We start from the raw sequence: 15,449 nt of genomic DNA, 5'->3' as shown, positions 1-15,449 counted from the left end.
GCGACGCCGGTCGCCCTCACCGTCGGTGTCAGTCCGCCGGTGTCAGAAGTTGTTGGCCATGTTGGTGAAGCGGCTGAAGTGACCCTGGAAGGCGACGACGATCGTGTCGGTCGGGCCGTTTCGGTGCTTGGCCACGATGAGGTCGGCCTCGCCCTCACGGGGAGAGTCCTTCTCGTAGGCGGCCTCTCGGTGGAGCAGGATGACCATGTCGGCGTCCTGCTCGATCGAGTTGTGCACGGCGATGCCGTTGGCGATGAAGTTGTGCGTGCCGATGACCGTGGCGTCGAAGACCTCCTCGACCCCGTCGGGCTCGATGGTCACAACGTCGTCCCACAGGACGTCGTTGGCCGCCTCGAGGTCGAGATCGAGGCTGTGGAAGACCTCCTCGAGGCGCTCGAGGCTCATCCCGTTGTCGTTGAGCACGCCGTCGGCGATGTCCTCGGCCCGGAAGCCGACGCGGCGGGACGAGCGGGTCGCCACGGCAGCGTCCTCGGGGACGGCGGCTCCGGAGCGTTCGCGCACGATCTGCAGCAGCAGCTCGGCGGCCTCGGACTTCTCGGTGTGGACCGCGATCTCCTGGAGGAAGCGGCGCTGGTCGTCGACACCGCGCACGTCGAGCTCCCACATGTCGTCGCGCGGCGCGACGGCGGTCGAGATCCCGAAGCGGAGCATCAGGTGGGCCACGTCGTCGAGGAGTCGCCGTGAGGCATGGCGCAGGACGATGCGCCCCTCGCGCGCGTCCTCGTCGACGGTGATCTCACCGTCGAGGGCGAAGAGTCCGTCGACGAGCAGCCCGATCTGGCGCTTCGGGAAGTGCGAGATGTCGGGCATGAGGGCGCGCGCACTCATCTCGGCGACGTCGAAGCCGATCGAGCACCCACGCGCCGCGAGGCGGCCACGGGAGTCCTCGGGAGTCTTCGACGACAGGATCAGCGCGCCGAGCCGGATGTCGGCGTCGTCGAGGACCTCGTCGAACATCTCCGGGGCGGGGACGTGCCTCGGCACCGCGACGCGGCTGCCGGTGCGCAGGTCGCCGAGCTGGGTCCATCCGGACGTCGTGAGGAACGGGTGGTTCTCGGTGGCGCGGACCGTCTTGCCGGACGCCAGGGTCAGCCGGAACACCGGACGCACGCCGGTGGAGAAGACCTTGGTCATCGGGCGCTTGACGTAGCGCAGCGACTCGTCGAGTCCCCAGACCGGGACCTCGAGGTCCGGGTGGCGGGCATACTCGTCGACGAGCTCGGCGATCGACATCGTGGCGCCGGTGTCGGCGCGCAGGATCCGGGTCTCGGCCGTGAGGCAGCCCGACTCACGCAGGTCGCTCATCGCGGGCTTCTTGTCGGTGCGCTGCTCGGGACCACGGTTCAGCTGCGAGATCGCGATGACCGGCACCTCGAGCTCCTTGGCGAGCAGCTTGAGCGCACGCGAGAACTCCGAGACCTCCTGCTGGCGCGACTCGACGCGCTTGCCCGAGCTCATCAGCTGGAGGTAGTCGATGACGACGAGCTTGAGGTTCTCGCGCTGCTTGAGCCGGCGGCACTTGGCGCGGATCTCCATGAGCGACATGTTGGGCGAGTCGTCGATGAAGAGCGGGGCGTCGGAGACGCGGCCCATCGTCGAGGCGAGGCGGGTCCAGTCCTCCTCGCGCATCGTGCCCTTGCGCATGTGCTGCAGCTGGATGCCGGCCTCGGCCGAGAGCAGACGCATCGTGATCTCGGTGCGGCTCATCTCGAGCGAGAAGACGACGGCGGCCATCTTGTGCTTGATCGCGGCCGACCGGACGATGTCGAGCCCGATCGTCGAGTTGTGAGTCGGGATCATCGCCTCGCCGGCGAGGTACAGGTGGTCGGCCGCCGCGACCTCGATGCAGCGGACCGGTACCGACTCGACCGGACGGATCGCAGAGATCTTCCACGCCGTAGCGTCGATGGCAGTGACGCCGGTCGCCGGGCGCCGCTCGACCGTTACGACACCACTGCGCTCAATGGCCCCCAGAACCTCGGCGGTCGTCACCACTCGACCGGGACCACCGTCGATCGCGACGAACCACTGGTGCTGCTCGTCGGCGACGAGCACCGACCCGTCGGAGAACTCGACCTCGTAGCACGGGCGGTCGACCATGACCTCAGTGGCGGCCACGACGCGAGTGGGCAGTCCGTCCGACCCGATGACGAAGTCACCGACGGAGACCTCGCCCATGGTGGTCCAGCCGCCCGGGGTCGCGAGAGGCGTGTCGAGAGCAAGCGCCTTGCCCATCGCGGGGCGGGCGGCGATGACGATCATCTGGCCGGGGTGCAGGCCGTTGGTCAGGGCGTCGAAGTCGGTGAAGCCCGTGGGCACACCGGTCATCTCGCCGGAGCGGCCCGACGCGACCTCGATCTCGTCGACCGTGGCCTCGATGATGTCGCCGATGGCGTGGTAGTCCTCGCCGCCGCGCTTGTCGGCGACGGCGTAGACCTCGGCCTGGGCGGCGTTGACGATGTCCTCGACGTCGCCACCGCCCTGGGCGTAGCCGAGCTGGACGATGCGGGTGCCGGCCTCGACGAGGCGGCGCAGCACGGCGCGCTCGGCGACGATCTGGGCGTAGTAGCCGGCGTTGGCCGCGGTGGGGACCGAGGCGATGAGCTGGTGGAGGTAGGCCTGGCCGCCGACGCGTCCGAGGTCGCCGCGCTTGGTCAGCTCGTCGCTGACGGTGATGGCGTCGGCGGGCTCGCCGCGGCCATAGAGGTCGAGCACGGCGTCGTAGATGAGCTCGTGCGCGGGCCGGTAGAAGTCGGTGCCCTTGAGCTGCTCGACGCAGTCGGCGATGGCGTCCTTGGACAGCAGCATGCCGCCGAGGACCGACTGCTCGGCGCCGACGTCCTGGGGCGGGAGCCGGTCGTCCGGAGGCCCCCCGTCACGGGTCGACGACGACGCAAACGCACTGGTGCTCAGCTCGTCGAGCGACACGTGCTCCCCTTCCCCTGAACGGTGAATGACCTCGGCCCAACCCGGTCCACACCAGTAGACAACGCAGCCCTGACAGTGCCCGATCCGGGGCGGGACGTAGCCCTCCCGGCCGTCCGTCCGCCCTCCCGTGGGGCACCCGCCCCACCGTAGGTGCGCGACTCGGCCGACAACAACCTCAGGAGCCCCTCACTCCCCGACGCCTGTGGACAACCGGTGGACGGCCACCCTCGACACGCCGTCAACAGGTGTGGACAACGTGTGTGCACAACTGTGGGCATGTGGCGGCGGTCACACCCTCGCGTGCTCGCTGACCTGCGCGGATGCCCGTCCACGGGGTGTGGAGAACAAGTTCCGCACCCCTGTGCGTTGTCCACAGACGTGTGCGACACGCCCGAGCGTGGGGTATGCCGTGTGGCTGGGACGTGCGCGCCGTGCTCACAGTCCTGCGGCCGAGGCGTCGTAGTAGTCCCGGTTGCGCAGGCCGGCGGCGGCTGACTCGTCGAGGACGGCCGTGGCATCAGCGTGCCACTGGAGCACGGAAGCCGGGCACGACGCCGAGAGCGGGCCCTCGAGCGCGGCGGCCACGGCGTCGGCCTTGCCCGGCCCGGACGCGACGAGGACGAGGCGCCGCGCGTCGAGCACGGTGCCGAGTCCCTGCGTCACGCAGTGGGTCGGCACGTCGTCGATCCCGGCGAAGAAGCGCGCGTTGTCGTGCCGGGTCCGGTCCGACAGTCGCTTGACCCGGGTCCGCGATGACAGGGCCGAGCCCGGCTCGTTGAAGCCGAGGTGGCCGTTGGCGCCGATGCCGAGGATCTGGACGTCGACCCCGCCCGCGGCGGCGATGCGACGCTCGTACTCGGCGGCTCCGGCGTCGAGCTCGGCCTCGGTCCGCCCCGAGCCGTCCGGCACGTGCAGGCGGTCGGCCGGCAGCCCCAGCGGGCCGCAGACCTCGCGCAGCAGCACCTCGCGGTAGGACTGCGGGTGTCCGACCGGCAGCCCGACGTACTCGTCGAGGGCGAAGCCGCGGGCCCGGCTCAGGTCGAGCCGGCCCGTCCGCACGGCGGCCGCGAGCTCGGCGTAGAGCCCGAGCGGCGACGACCCGGTGGCGAGACCGAGGGCCGGCTCGGGGGGCCCTGCGACAGTGAGGCCGTCGATGACGACCTCGGCGGCCCGGCGGGCGACGTCGGCGGGCGTGGGCAGGACGAGGACCTCCATCAGCCCACCCTCTCACCGGTCGGGACGACCGTACGGGCGGCGTCCGCAGTAGACTGAGTCGTCCCAGCCGCCCCGGCCGTCCCCGCAGTCCCCGCAGTCCCCGCAACGCGATGTCCGGCGGCCGGCCGCACGGTCCCGGGTCGCACGCTCCCGAGCCAGGCAGCCCCGAGGGCGGCCACCGGCACGTCCGCCGCCAGCAGCTCGACCCGCTCGGGCAGCCCGAGGGTCTCGACGATCCGTGAGGAGCGCCCGCGACGCTCGAGGTCGGCCCGGACGCCACGCAGCAGCGGTTCACCGAGGCCCGCGAGACCGCCACCCACGACGACGCGCTCGGCGCCGGACGCGAGCGCGAGCACCTGGACGGCGAGTCCCACGCCCGTGCACAGCACGTCGACGGCAGCCGCGGCGAGCAGGTCGCCGGCGGCCGCCGCCGCGAACGGGTCACGGGCCCGTCGTCGAGGCTCGGGCCACAGCCGTGCGAGGGCCGATCCGGATGCGACCGTCTCGAGGCAGCCGACCTGTCCGCACGAGCACGGTGCGTCGCCGCCCACCGGGAGGTGGCCGATCTCGCCTGCGGCACCGTCGATGCCACGGACGACGACTCCGTCGCGGACGACGGCGGACGCGAGCCCCGTGCCGAGGTTGAGGTAGGCCAGCGCCGGCGACGAATCGCCCCGCGGCACAGGCCCTTCGGCTGAGGTCCGCAGGCGCCACGCCCCGAGCGCGGCCGCCTTGACGTCGTTCTCCACCGACACCGGCACGCCGAGGCGCCTCGACAGCTCACCGCCGAGGTCGAGCGACTCGACCTCGAGGTTGACGGCGTGCCGCGCGAGCCCGGTCACCGGGTCGACGAGCCCCGGCATGCACGCGCCGACCGACACGACGTCGACCGCCGGTCCCGCGGCACTCCCTTCGAGCACCTCCCGGGCCAGGCGCACCGCCACGTCGACGACGTCGACCGGTCCCCGGCCCGACGGAGCCGAGTGCAGCGCGTGCACCGTGCCGTCGTCGGACACGAGGGCCACTGCGGTCTTGGTCCCACCGATGTCGATGCCGAGCCTGAGCCCGGCCGTCATCGCGGCGGCACCCCGAGATAGCGTCCGAGCGCCTCGGCGACGACGACGGAGCCGCCGAAGGTCACGAGGTCGGCGCCGCCACGGGGCCACCCGCAGTCCACGACGATCGTCGGATGTCCCTGCGCGCGAAGCCGGTCCGCAACAACCCACAGTGGGTGACCGGCCGACAGCCCTCGTCCGGCCACCGCGACCTTGGCGCCGGCGGGCACGTCGGCCTCCTCCGTCGTCAGCCCCACGGCCCGCGGTCCCCAGGCGACGCGGCCGACCGCGAGGTTCGGGTCCGACGCCACCTGCACGATGACCGGCTGCCCGGGCGCGTCGAGCCACGCCCGCACCGCGTCACCGACCTCGAAGCCCTCGACGAGCGCGCCGTTGAGCCAGCCACGCGCTTCACGCTTGCCCTCGCTCCCAAATTCCGCCTTGACCCCAAAATACTTGGACAGCAACGCGACTCGCGCCACCGCATCCTCGAGCCGCGCCACCGGCAGCCGCCCCGACGCTGTTGCCTCGACGACCGCCTCGACGACCGCGAGGTAGCACTCCTCCGTCGTCTCGGACCCCAGGCAGAGCAGGTCGCACCCCGCGACGAGGGCGCGCACCGCCGCCTCCGGGATGCCGGTCTCGGCGGAGGCCCCGGCCATGTCGAGGGCGTCGGACACGATGACCCCGTCGAAGCCGAGCCGTCCGCGCAGCACGTCTCGGAGCACCGCCGGCGAGAACGTCGCCGGACGCTCGGCGTCGATGGCGCTGACGACGACGTGCGAGGTCATGATGCACGCGACACCCGCCTCGATCGCCGCCCGGAACGGCTCGAGCTCGCGCGCGTCGAGCACGTGCGCCTCGACGTGCACGCGCGGCAGGGCGTGGTGCGAGTCGGTCACGGTGTCACCGTGCCCGGGGAAGTGCTTGGCGCAGGCCGCGACCCCGACCGACTGCACACCCGTGACGTAGGCCGCCGAGTGACGCGCCACGTGCGAGGCGTCCGCGCCGAAGCTGCGCGCGCCGATGACCGGGTTCTCGTCGGCCGAGTTGACGTCGACGACGGGCGCCAGGTCGAGGTTGATCCCGTATGCCGCGAGCTCGCGTCCGATGGCCGAGGCGGAGTCCCGGGTCAGCGCGGTGTCGTCCAGGCGGCCGAGCAGCGCGTTGCCGGGCTGGGTCGAGCCGGTCGGGTAGTGCAGCCGGGTCACGTCGCCGCCCTCCTCGTCGACGGCGACGAGCAGGCCCGGCGCGGCCGACCGCAGCGACGCGCACAGCTGCGCGAGCTGGTCGGGACCCACCACGTTGGCGCCGTAGAGGCACACGGAGGCCAGGCCCGCGGCATACTCCCGCTCGACCCACGCGGGGACGGTGGTGCCGACGAATCCGGGCATGAGCGTGCCGACTGCGAGGCGCCGCAGCGCCTCTCGTGAGGTGGTCATGTCAGCCCTTCACCGCCCCGCCGACAAGGCCGTTGCTCATGCGCCCCTGGACGACGAGGAAGAAGATGATGACGGGCACGGCCACGACGGTCGACGCGGCCATGACCTGGCCCCAGTCGGTCTCGCGGGTCGCGCTCGCCTGGACGAAGCCCCGCAGCCACAGAGGCAGGGTGCGGGACTGCTCCTCGGTCATGACGACCAGGGCCACGGTGAACTCGTTCCACGCCTGGAGGAACGCGTAGACGCCGGACGCGACGAGCCCGGGAGCCAGCAGCGGGAACGTGATCCGCAGGAAGGCCTTGGTGCGCGAGAGCCCGTCGACCATGGCGGCCTCCTCGAGCTCCACCGGCACCCCGGCCACGAAGCCGCGCAGCATCCACACCGTGAAGGGCACGACGGCCGCGGTGTAGAGCAGCGCGAGCCCGAGGATGTTGTTGAGCAGGCCGATCGAGCTCATCATCTTGTACTGCGCGATGAACAGTCCCTCGGCCGGCAGCATCTGGATGAGCAGCAGTGCGAGGACGAACGAGCGGCGGCCGCGGAACCGGAAGCGGCTGATCGCGAGTGCCCCGAGGAAGGCGACGACAATGGCGGCCGCGACGGTGATGAGGGTGACGGCGAGCGAGATCCCCAGCGCCCGAACGAAGCCCGCGTCACCGAAAACGGTCGCGAAGTTGTCGAGCGAGCCACCGAAGGGCAGGAACGTCGGGGTGCTCGACTGGAGCGTCACCTTGTCGAGGAACGCCGAGTTGAGCATCCAGTAGACGGGGAACGCCCAGACGAGGGCGACGGCCACGGCGACGACCGTGAGCACCGTGCGCCGCGTCGAGCGTCGCGACCGGGCGGGGCCGAGAGTGCGACTCACGACTCCTCCTTCATGAGGGAGCGGACGTAGTACCAGCTGACGGCCACGGTGAGCAGCAGCATGAGGATCGAGACGGCGCTGGCCATCCCGAAATCGCCTGCGCCCGTGCCGAGCTGGTAGATGTACGTGCCGAGCAGGTGGGTCTCGTTGGCGACGCCGCCGGCGTCCTGGAGCAGCTTGATCTGGGTGAAGACGCGCAGGTCCCAGATCAGCTGGAGCAGCAGGACGATCGAGATGACCGGCGCCACGAGCGGAAGGATGATGAGCCGCAGGCGTTTCCACCCGCCGGCACCGTCGATCTCGGCGGCCTCGAGCACCTCCGGCGACAGCTGGGTCAGTCCGGCGTAGATCGACAGCGCCACGAAGGGCACGCTCATCCACACGACGATGACGGCCGCGACGACGAAGAACGACAACGGTTCGACGAGCCAGTTGTGCCCCTGCGCGTCGACGCCGACGCGGTCGAGGGCCCAGTTGAGCAGTCCGTTGCGCCAGTTGACGATCCACGTCCACACCGTCATCGAGGCGACCACCGGCATGGCCCACGCGAGGAGCAGCGCGACCTGCAGGGTCAGCCGACCGACGCGACCGACCGCTCCCATGAGCAGCGCCAGGGCGAGACCGATGGCGACGGTCAGCAGCGCGCACACGAGGCAGAAGGCGAGGGAGCGCCCGACGATGACCCAGAGGTTCGGGTCGCTGAGCAGGGCCGTGTAGTTCGCCAGGCCGACCCACTCGGGCGGCTGGCCGAACTGCTGCATCATCCCGAAGTGCTGGAAGCTCGTGACGACCTGCCACCCGACGGGGTAGCCGAGGGCGGCGACGAGCAGCACGACCGCGGGCACGACGAGCAGGGCGGGCAGGTGGCGGCGCGGGCGGGGAGCGGGAGGCGCCTCCGGAGGCGCGGAGGCGGTCTCCGGGGGTGCGGTGGCCGTGGAGGTCATGGGCAGGGGCCTTTCGGACCGGGGTCCGGCGGCCGGCTGGGAGGGGTTCCCGGCCGCCGGACGCGGTGTCACGCGGGCGTCAGGTCACTTGAGGTTGAGCAGCGGCGTGATCTTGGCGTCGTACTCCTTGGCGAGCGCCGTGAGGTCCGAGGCGTCGCGGATCTTGGAGAAGAACTCCTCCATGATCATCTTCGACTCGACCGTCGCCCAGCCCGGAGCGGCCGGGGTGAGCTTGGAGTTCGACGCGGACTCGATGAGGGCCTTGGCGAACTGGTCGTCACCGAGCGAGCTGACGTAGTCGCTGTTGGCCGGGCCGAGGCCGGCTCCGCCGAGCTTCTTCTGGTAGTCCGCGGAGAAGATGATCTTGAGCAGCTCGCGCGACAGGGCCTGGTTCTGGCTGGCCTTGGAGATGGCGATGTTCGAGCCACCGGCGAAGACCGGGGCCGGCTTGCCGTCGTTGCCCGGAAGCACGAACGCGCCGAACGTCGCGTCGTTCCACTCGCGGACCTTCTTGCCGTCCTTCTCCTTGAGGTCACCGATCGACCAGTGCGCCCAGCCCGGCGCCATGATCGTGGCGGCCGCGAGCGACGTCTTGCCCGTGACCTTCTGGTTCGCGTCGAGGATCTCGTCGGCGTCGTTGACGTAGAGCCACGGCGTCTGGTCCTTGGCGTCGGCCGGCGCCTTCGAGGCGTCGCGGTAGAGGTCCTGCAGCTGGGTCAGGCCCTTGACCGTGTTGGGGTCCGAGAGCGTCGAGACCCACTGGCCGTTCTCCTGCTTGGCGAGCTCGCCGCCGTTGGCGAAGATCCACGAGATGCCGTTGCGCCAGTCCTGGCCGCCGAGGAAGAAGCCCGAGAAGTTTTTGATGCCCCGGGGGTTCTTGGCGGTGATCGTCTTGACCGCCGTGTCGAACTCGTCGAGCGTCTTCGGCTGCGCGACGCCGGCCTCCTTCCAGAGGTCCTTGCGGGCGAAGAGGTAGCGCGACCCGAAGTAGTAGGGCAACGCATACTGCTTGCCGTCGACCGTGCCCACGTCGACGAACGACTGGAGCAGCTTGCTGCCGCCGAGCTCCTGGTAGAGGTCGGAGACGTCGCTGAAGGCGCCGACGTTGGTGAAGGTCGGGCTCTGGGTGTTGCCGAGCTCGGTGACGTCGGGCGTGTTCTTCGGGTCGGGAAGGGCCGTCGTCAGCTTGGTGACGAGGTCGGGCCAGGTCTGCTCCTCGATGGCGAGGGTGGCGCCCGTCTTGGCCTTGAAGGTGTCCTGCAGGTAGGTGCGCAGCTCCTTCGGGGTGTCGGAGCCCGCGAGCCAGAGGGTGATCGTCTTGCCGGCGTTGCCGGCGGTGCCCGACGCGCTCGGCGAGGGGTCGGAGGTGGAGCCGGTCGCGCCGCCGCCGCACGCGGTGAGCACGAGGGCCGCGGTGGTCGTGGCGACGGCCAGACCCAGGGTCTTCTTCATACCTGTCTTCCTTTCGAAGGGCCGCGGTGCGGACCGGTTGTTCGCTGGACGCGAGTGGAGGGGTGTCCCTGTGGAGGGGAGGTCGAGGGGTGGTGCTGTGGTGCTGTCGTGGCGCTGTGGTCGAGGGATGGCGTATGCCGTCCCGCCGGGTCGGGCGGTCAGGCGACGCCGAGCTGGTCCCAGAGGACGAGGACGGCCGCCCCCCGCAGGACGATGTCGTCGGGGCGGTGCGCGAGACGCACCGTGAGGTCGGTGGTGGTGCGGGCGAGGAGGCGGGCCCGGAGCGTCTCGTCGAGGGCGTCGCGCAGGACGCCGCCGAGGAGGTGCTCGGGTCCGCTGAGCACGACCTCGGAGAGGTCGAGGGCGGCGACGACGGGTGCGAGGGCGATGCCGAGGCGCTCACCGGCCTCGCGCAGCGGCTCGAGGGGGGCGTCACCCGATGCTGCGGCGAGCGCCTTCTCTAGGTTCGGGGCCGACACCCAGGTCTCGAGGCAGCCGACCTTGCCGCAGCGGCAGGTCGCGCCACCGTCGGTGCCGACGGTGACGTGGCCGATCTCGCCCGAGGCGAAGTGGGCGCCGCGGACGCGCTGCCCGCCGACGATGAGGCCGCCACCGACACCGCGGCCGATCTTGACCAGGACGAGGTCGTCGCCGCCGTCACCGAGCGTGTAGTCGGCGTGCACGGCGGCGTCGGCGTCGTTGACGACGAAGACGGGCAGTCCCGTGGCGTTCGCGACGATGTCGCGCAGCGGCACGTCGGTCCAGCCGAGGTTGGGGGCGGTGTCGACGACGCCACCGGGCCCGACGATGCCGGGCGTGCCGACGCCGATGCCGAGCAGGGGCGCGGTGGCGGCGCCGATGACCTCGTGCACGAGGTCGAGCACCTTGTCGACGACGGCCTGTCCGGAATCGTCGCCGATGGGCCGCTCGGCGCGGACGAGGATGTTGCCGTCGAGGTCGAGCACGGCGGCGCGCAGCACCTCGTGCTCGGCGAGGTCGACGCCGATGGCCTGCAGGCCGGTGCGATTGACGTCGACGAGGGTGCCCGGCTTGCCGGGACGCACGACCTCGGAGGGACCGAGCTCGACCGCGTGACCACTGTCCATGAGCTCGGAGACGAGGTCCGAGACCGTCACCTTGCTCATCCCGAGCCGGCGGGCGAGGTCGGCCCGGCTCATCGCGCCGACGGAGTAGAGCATCTGGAGCACGAGCGAGAGGTTGTGCCGACGGCCGTGGGCAGGCAGGACGGCGGAGCGGGGCGAGACCCGGCGGGCACGGGGAAGAGCGGTGGTCACGAGAGTTAGTAAAGTTTACTAACTCTCACCTTGGCAAGGGTTTCCGAGAAATTCACCGCCCGCCCCTTGCTCCCGGTCGAGGTGATCCCGACACCGACGCCGGTCGCGCGATCACCTCGACCCACGAAACGGCCGGGCGCGACCTACAGTCGAGGCATGTGCCGCAACATCCGACAGCTCCACAACTTCGAGCCGGCCGCGACGAGCGACGAGGTCCACGCCGCCGCGCTGCAGTACGTCCGCAAGGTCAGCGGGAGCACCAAGCCCAGCCAGGCCAACCAGGCCGCCTTCGACGAGGCGGTCGAAGCGATCGCCCACGCGACGGCCCACCTGCTCGAGCACCTAACGACGTCCGCACCGCCCAAGGACCGCGAGGTCGAGCGCCAGAAGGCGCGCGAGCGCAACGCCGTCCGCTTCGGCACCCCCGCCTGACTCGCAACGCCCTTCCGACCGCCTACCCCAGGAACCGGCCGATCTCCTTGTCGTTCTTCGTCGTCGCCGTCGCGGCCCTGCTCGCCCTGCTCACCGTCCTGCTCCACCGGCGCCTCGCCGTCGCACCCGGCTGGCCCACACCCGCCAGGCGCTCCGTCGCGGTCGTCCTCACCATCGGGTGGGCCGCGACGCTAGCGGCCTTCGCCGTCCAGGCCGGCGTCATCGACCCCCGTGGCTCACGGTGGCTCGCCTGGGCCGGGATGACGTGGCTGGCCCTCAGCTGGTACCTCCTGCTCGGAGTCCTCGTCCTCGGGATCATCGCTCTCGCAACGAGACTCGCCGGCCGCCCGCAGGCCCGACGGGCTGTCCTGCGCACCGGCACCCCCCTCGTCGTGCTCCTGGCACTCGGCACGACGGCATTCCGGAATGATGTGGCGCAACTCGCACGCTCGTAGCGCCACATCCCCGGCTCCAGACCTCCACGAGGCGGCGGCTCCCTCGGTCACCCCGGTCACCGTGACGGACCCCGACCTGCCGGCCGACTTCGACGGCCTTCGGGTCGCCCTCGTCACCGACCTGCACGTCGGCCCGGTCCGTGACGTCACGTTCACGCGGCGCGTCGTCGACATGCTGCGCAACGAGAACGTCACCCTGACCAGGGGTTCCGCCTCGATCCGGCTCGCCGGCATCCACGACGAGACCGGCACGGGCGTCGACGCGCCCAACCTCGAGCAGGCCCTGTCGGGCGTCCCGGCCGACGCCTTCACCCTGCTCGCCGCGCACCAGCCCAAGGCCGCCGAGTCGGGGCAGGGCCGCGGGGTCGACCTCCAGCTCTCCGGGCACACCCACGGCGGCCAGCTCTGGCCGTTCCGGTACGCCGTGCTGCTCCAGCAGCCGGTCGTCGACGGTCTCGACGCGGTCGGTGACGTGCCCGTCCTGACGAGCCGGGGCGCCGGCGCCTGGGGACCGCCCGTGCGCGTCCTCGCCCCGCCGCAGATCCCGGTCATCACCCTGCACGCGGGCGCGGGCGCACCCTAGGCTGACCGGCATGGGCATCTGGGCGACCCAGGTCACGCCGCGGCTCGTCGCGGCCGGCAGCGAGGACGAGAAGATCCGCGCCCTGCGCGCCCGCGCCTGCGAGGGCCTGCACGGTGAGGTCGTCGAGCTCGGCTTCGGCAGCGGGCACAACATCGGGCTCTACCCGGCCGCCGTGACGCGCGTCGTCGCGGTCGAGCCGTCCGACGTCGCCTGGGAGCTCGGCGCCCTGCGGCGGGCAAGCAGCCCGATCCCCATCGTCCGCGGCGACCTCGACGGGCAGTGGCTCAGCCTGCCGGACGCGAGCGCCGACGCCGTGCTGTCGACGTTCACGCTGTGCACCATCCCCGACATCGGGCGCGCCCTGGCCGAGGTGCGACGGGTGCTGCGTCCGGGCGCCGCCCTGCACTTCCTCGAGCACGGGATCGCCCCCGAGGAGGGCGTGCAGCGCTGGCAGCGCATCCTCGAGCCGGTGCAGAAGAAGGTCTTCGACGGCTGCCACCTCACCCGGCCGATCGACCGGCTCATCGAGGAGTCGGGTCTCGTCATCGAGACGATCGAGCGTGCCTACGCGCCGATGCCGAAGATGATGCGGCCGTGGGTGTTCGGCTACCTCGGCCGCGCCGTGCGACCGGTCTGAGACGCGGTCACCGCCCCCGGCTACCGTGGGCGCATGACGAGCGGCCCCCACCCCGACCTCGCGTCGCAGGTGCGGGCAGCACTCGCGGCTCGCGCCGATCCCGAGCGGGCGGCGGGGCAGCAGCGCTACATGAAGTCGGCGATGCCCTACGTCGGCCTCACGTCCCCGGCGCTCAAGGCCGTCCTCACGCCGCTGCTGCGCGACCCGGGCCTGGCCATGGAGTCGCGCGCGCAGTGGGAGGCGACGATCCGCGAGCTCTGGGACGACGCCACGCACCGCGAGGAGTGGTATGCCGCCATCGCCCTCGCGCGTCACCGCCCCTATCGTGCGTGGGTCGACAGCGACGCGATGCTGTTGTGGGAGAGCCTGATCCGCACCGGCGCGTGGTGGGACGTCGTCGACGACATCGCGACCCACCTCGTGCGTGACACGGTGCTCGCCCACCCGACGGTCGAGGGCCTGCGGATGCGCGACTGGGCCGGGTCGGACTCGCTCTGGGTGCGGCGCGCGGCGATCATCTGCCAGGTCGGGGCGGGCGTCCGTCTCGACCAGTCGCTGCTCGCCGACGTCATCGAGCCCAACATCGAAGACCCGGACTTCTTCGGCCGCAAGGCGATCGGCTGGGCCCTGCGCGACCACGCCCGCGTCGACCCCGAGTGGGTGCGGGCCTTCGTCGCCGCGCACCCCGACCTGTCGGGGCTGTCGCGGCGCGAGGCGCGCAAGCACCTCGGACCCCTGGCGTGAGCGGCGCCGCCACGCCGCCGGTGGGCCACCGGCGCGAGATCGTCCGCCTCGCCGTCCCGGCGTTCCTCGCTCTCATCGCCGAGCCGCTCTTCCTGCTCGCCGACTCGGCGATCGTCGGCCACCTCGGCACGGCCGAGCTCGCCGGGCTGGGCGTCGCGAGCGCCGCCCTCGTGACGGCCGCCGGCATCTTCGTCTTCCTCGCCTACGGCACGACGAGCGTCGTCGCCCGCCACCTCGGAGCGGGCGACGAGAGCTCCGCGATCAGCGCCGGCATCGACGGGCTGTGGCTGGCCGTCGGCCTCGGGGCGGTCACGGCAGCCGCCGTCGCGGTGTGGGCCGGACCGATCAGCGCGGTCTTCGGCGCGTCGCCCGCAGCACTCGAGCAGGCCACGACCTACCTGCGGATCTCGGCCCTCGGCATCCCGGCGATGCTCGTCATCCTCGCCGTCACGGGAGTGCTCCGCGGGCTGCAGGACACGACGACACCGCTCGTCGCCTCGGTCGTCGGCTTCGGCGCCAACATCGCGCTCAACCTGCTGTTCGTCTACGGGTTGCACTGGGGCATCGCCGGATCCGCATGGGGCACCGTCATCGCGCAGACCGGCATGGGGCTCGCCCTCGTCACCGTGCTGCTCGTCAAGGCGCGGGCCCGGCAGGCGAGGCTGCGGCCCCATCCCGCGCGCGTCCTCGCATCCGCGCGCACCGGCATACCCCTGTTCGTGCGCACGCTCGCCCTGCGTGCCACGCTGCTCGTCACGACGTGGGTCGCAGCCTCGCTCGGCGACGTCCCGCTCGCGGCCCACCAGGTCGCGCTGACCGTCTGGTCGTTCCTCGCCTTCGCCCTCGACGCGCTGGCGATCGCTGCGCAGGCGATCACGGGCCGCGCGCTCGGTGCGGGCGACCGCGAGGGCGTGCGGCTCGCGATGGGCACGATGGTGCGCTGGGGCGTCTGGGGCGGACTGGCGCTCGGGCTCGTCCTCGCCGCCCTGCACTCCGTCATCCCGCCGCTCTTCACGTCCGACCCCGCCGTGCAGCAGGCGCTGGGCGCGGCTCTCGTCGTCGTCGGCCTGGGGCAGGCCGTCGCCGGCTACGTCTTCGTCCTCGACGGCGTCCTCATCGGCGCCGGCGACGGCAGGTGGCTCGCCCTCGGGATGGTCATCACCCTCGTCGCCTACCTCCCGTTCATCCTCGCCGTGCGCGCGGCCGGGCCGAGCGGCTCCGCGACCCGCGACGTCGTCGTGCTCTGGCTCGCCTTCACGGCGTTCATGGTCATCCGCGCCATCGTGCTCGGCTGGCGGGCGCGCCGCGACGACTGGATGGTCGTGGGAGCGCGCTGATCGCCTACCCCGGCGGTTCAGGGCGGGATCAGGGCTGGGTCAGG

Annotated in this window: 14 protein-coding genes; 6 read left to right on the top strand and 8 right to left on the bottom strand. The window is 71.8% G+C overall.

Annotation, left to right across the window (positions count from 1 at the left end; translation table 11 throughout):
• Positions 1–42: 42 nt before the first annotated feature.
• The 8 genes from dnaB to IEY30_RS05190 all read right to left on the bottom strand — a co-directional run bounded on the left by dnaB (position 43) and on the right by IEY30_RS05190 (position 11,217).
• Complete coding sequence (gene dnaB / locus IEY30_RS05225) at positions 43–2,949, bottom strand: replicative DNA helicase (protein ID WP_030197837.1); 2,907 nt, start codon at positions 2,947–2,949, stop codon at positions 43–45.
• Between the two features lie 435 nt (positions 2,950–3,384).
• Entirely contained in the window at positions 3,385–4,164 is a 780-nt protein-coding gene (locus IEY30_RS05220) for a glucosamine-6-phosphate deaminase (RefSeq protein WP_030197833.1), read from the bottom strand.
• Positions 4,164–5,240 (bottom strand): ROK family protein, encoded by a 1,077-nt coding sequence (locus IEY30_RS05215; RefSeq protein WP_052358508.1) that lies wholly within the window; start codon positions 5,238–5,240, stop codon positions 4,164–4,166. Before IEY30_RS05215 ends, IEY30_RS05220 begins: the two co-directional genes overlap by 1 nt.
• Positions 5,237–6,661 carry a beta-N-acetylhexosaminidase gene (gene nagZ, locus IEY30_RS05210; RefSeq protein ID WP_043416701.1) on the bottom strand — a complete coding sequence of 475 codons (1,425 nt, stop codon included), beginning with the start codon at positions 6,659–6,661 and terminating at the stop codon, positions 5,237–5,239. Before nagZ ends, IEY30_RS05215 begins: the two co-directional genes overlap by 4 nt.
• Before the next feature lies 1 nt (position 6,662).
• The gene (locus IEY30_RS05205) at positions 6,663–7,526 is read right to left on the bottom strand and encodes a carbohydrate ABC transporter permease (protein WP_030197824.1); all 864 of its coding nucleotides are present in this window, start codon (positions 7,524–7,526) and stop codon (positions 6,663–6,665) included.
• A complete protein-coding gene (locus IEY30_RS05200; protein WP_030197821.1) occupies positions 7,523–8,470 on the bottom strand; it encodes a carbohydrate ABC transporter permease in 948 nt (315 codons plus the stop codon). The genes IEY30_RS05205 and IEY30_RS05200 overlap by 4 nt, the downstream gene beginning before the upstream one ends.
• Before the next feature lie 84 nt (positions 8,471–8,554).
• The gene (locus tag IEY30_RS05195; RefSeq protein ID WP_030197819.1) at positions 8,555–9,922 is read right to left on the bottom strand and encodes an extracellular solute-binding protein; all 1,368 of its coding nucleotides are present in this window, start codon (positions 9,920–9,922) and stop codon (positions 8,555–8,557) included.
• A gap of 158 nt (positions 9,923–10,080) precedes the next feature.
• Positions 10,081–11,217, bottom strand: coding sequence for an ROK family transcriptional regulator (locus IEY30_RS05190; protein ID WP_030197815.1), 1,137 nt, complete (start codon positions 11,215–11,217; stop codon positions 10,081–10,083).
• Between the two features lie 156 nt (positions 11,218–11,373).
• On the opposite strand from IEY30_RS05190, the gene IEY30_RS05185 reads away from it, so the two are divergent.
• The 6 genes from IEY30_RS05185 (at position 11,374) to IEY30_RS05165 (ending at position 15,405) form a co-directional block, all read left to right on the top strand.
• A complete protein-coding gene (locus tag IEY30_RS05185; protein ID WP_030197812.1) occupies positions 11,374–11,649 on the top strand; it encodes a DUF2277 domain-containing protein in 276 nt (91 codons plus the stop codon).
• Between the two features lie 47 nt (positions 11,650–11,696).
• Complete coding sequence (locus tag IEY30_RS21790; RefSeq protein ID WP_030197810.1) at positions 11,697–12,104, top strand: hypothetical protein; 408 nt, start codon at positions 11,697–11,699, stop codon at positions 12,102–12,104.
• A gap of 61 nt (positions 12,105–12,165) precedes the next feature.
• Positions 12,166–12,687, top strand: coding sequence for a metallophosphoesterase (locus IEY30_RS21785; RefSeq protein WP_052358507.1), 522 nt, complete (start codon positions 12,166–12,168; stop codon positions 12,685–12,687).
• 10 nt (positions 12,688–12,697) lie between these two features.
• A complete protein-coding gene (locus IEY30_RS05175; protein WP_030197804.1) occupies positions 12,698–13,324 on the top strand; it encodes a class I SAM-dependent methyltransferase in 627 nt (208 codons plus the stop codon).
• 33 nt (positions 13,325–13,357) lie between these two features.
• Positions 13,358–14,068 carry a DNA alkylation repair protein gene (locus IEY30_RS05170; RefSeq protein WP_188960103.1) on the top strand — a complete coding sequence of 237 codons (711 nt, stop codon included), beginning with the start codon at positions 13,358–13,360 and terminating at the stop codon, positions 14,066–14,068.
• Complete coding sequence (locus IEY30_RS05165) at positions 14,065–15,405, top strand: MATE family efflux transporter (protein ID WP_030197798.1); 1,341 nt, start codon at positions 14,065–14,067, stop codon at positions 15,403–15,405. The genes IEY30_RS05170 and IEY30_RS05165 overlap by 4 nt, the downstream gene beginning before the upstream one ends.
• Positions 15,406–15,449 lie beyond the last annotated feature (44 nt).

The organism is Terrabacter tumescens (genome assembly GCF_014646815.1).
Lineage (GTDB): Bacteria > Actinomycetota > Actinomycetes > Actinomycetales > Dermatophilaceae > Terrabacter > Terrabacter tumescens.
This window is presented reverse-complemented; position numbering and strand designations above follow the sequence as displayed.

Excerpts from the sequence above, each read along its gene's own strand:
- IEY30_RS05220 (WP_030197833.1), bottom strand. The coding sequence starts at position 4,164 with ATGGAGGTCCTCGTCCTGCCCACGCCCGCCGACGTCGCCCGCCGGGCC.
- IEY30_RS05215 (WP_052358508.1), bottom strand. The coding sequence starts at position 5,240 with ATGACGGCCGGGCTCAGGCTCGGCATCGACATCGGTGGGACCAAGACC.
- nagZ (WP_043416701.1), bottom strand. The coding sequence starts at position 6,661 with ATGACCACCTCACGAGAGGCGCTGCGGCGCCTCGCAGTCGGCACGCTC.
- IEY30_RS05200 (WP_030197821.1), bottom strand. The coding sequence starts at position 8,470 with ATGACCTCCACGGCCACCGCACCCCCGGAGACCGCCTCCGCGCCTCCG.
- IEY30_RS05195 (WP_030197819.1), bottom strand. The coding sequence starts at position 9,922 with ATGAAGAAGACCCTGGGTCTGGCCGTCGCCACGACCACCGCGGCCCTC.
- IEY30_RS05185 (WP_030197812.1), top strand. The coding sequence starts at position 11,374 with ATGTGCCGCAACATCCGACAGCTCCACAACTTCGAGCCGGCCGCGACG.
- IEY30_RS05175 (WP_030197804.1), top strand. The coding sequence starts at position 12,698 with ATGGGCATCTGGGCGACCCAGGTCACGCCGCGGCTCGTCGCGGCCGGC.
- IEY30_RS05170 (WP_188960103.1), top strand. The coding sequence starts at position 13,358 with ATGACGAGCGGCCCCCACCCCGACCTCGCGTCGCAGGTGCGGGCAGCA.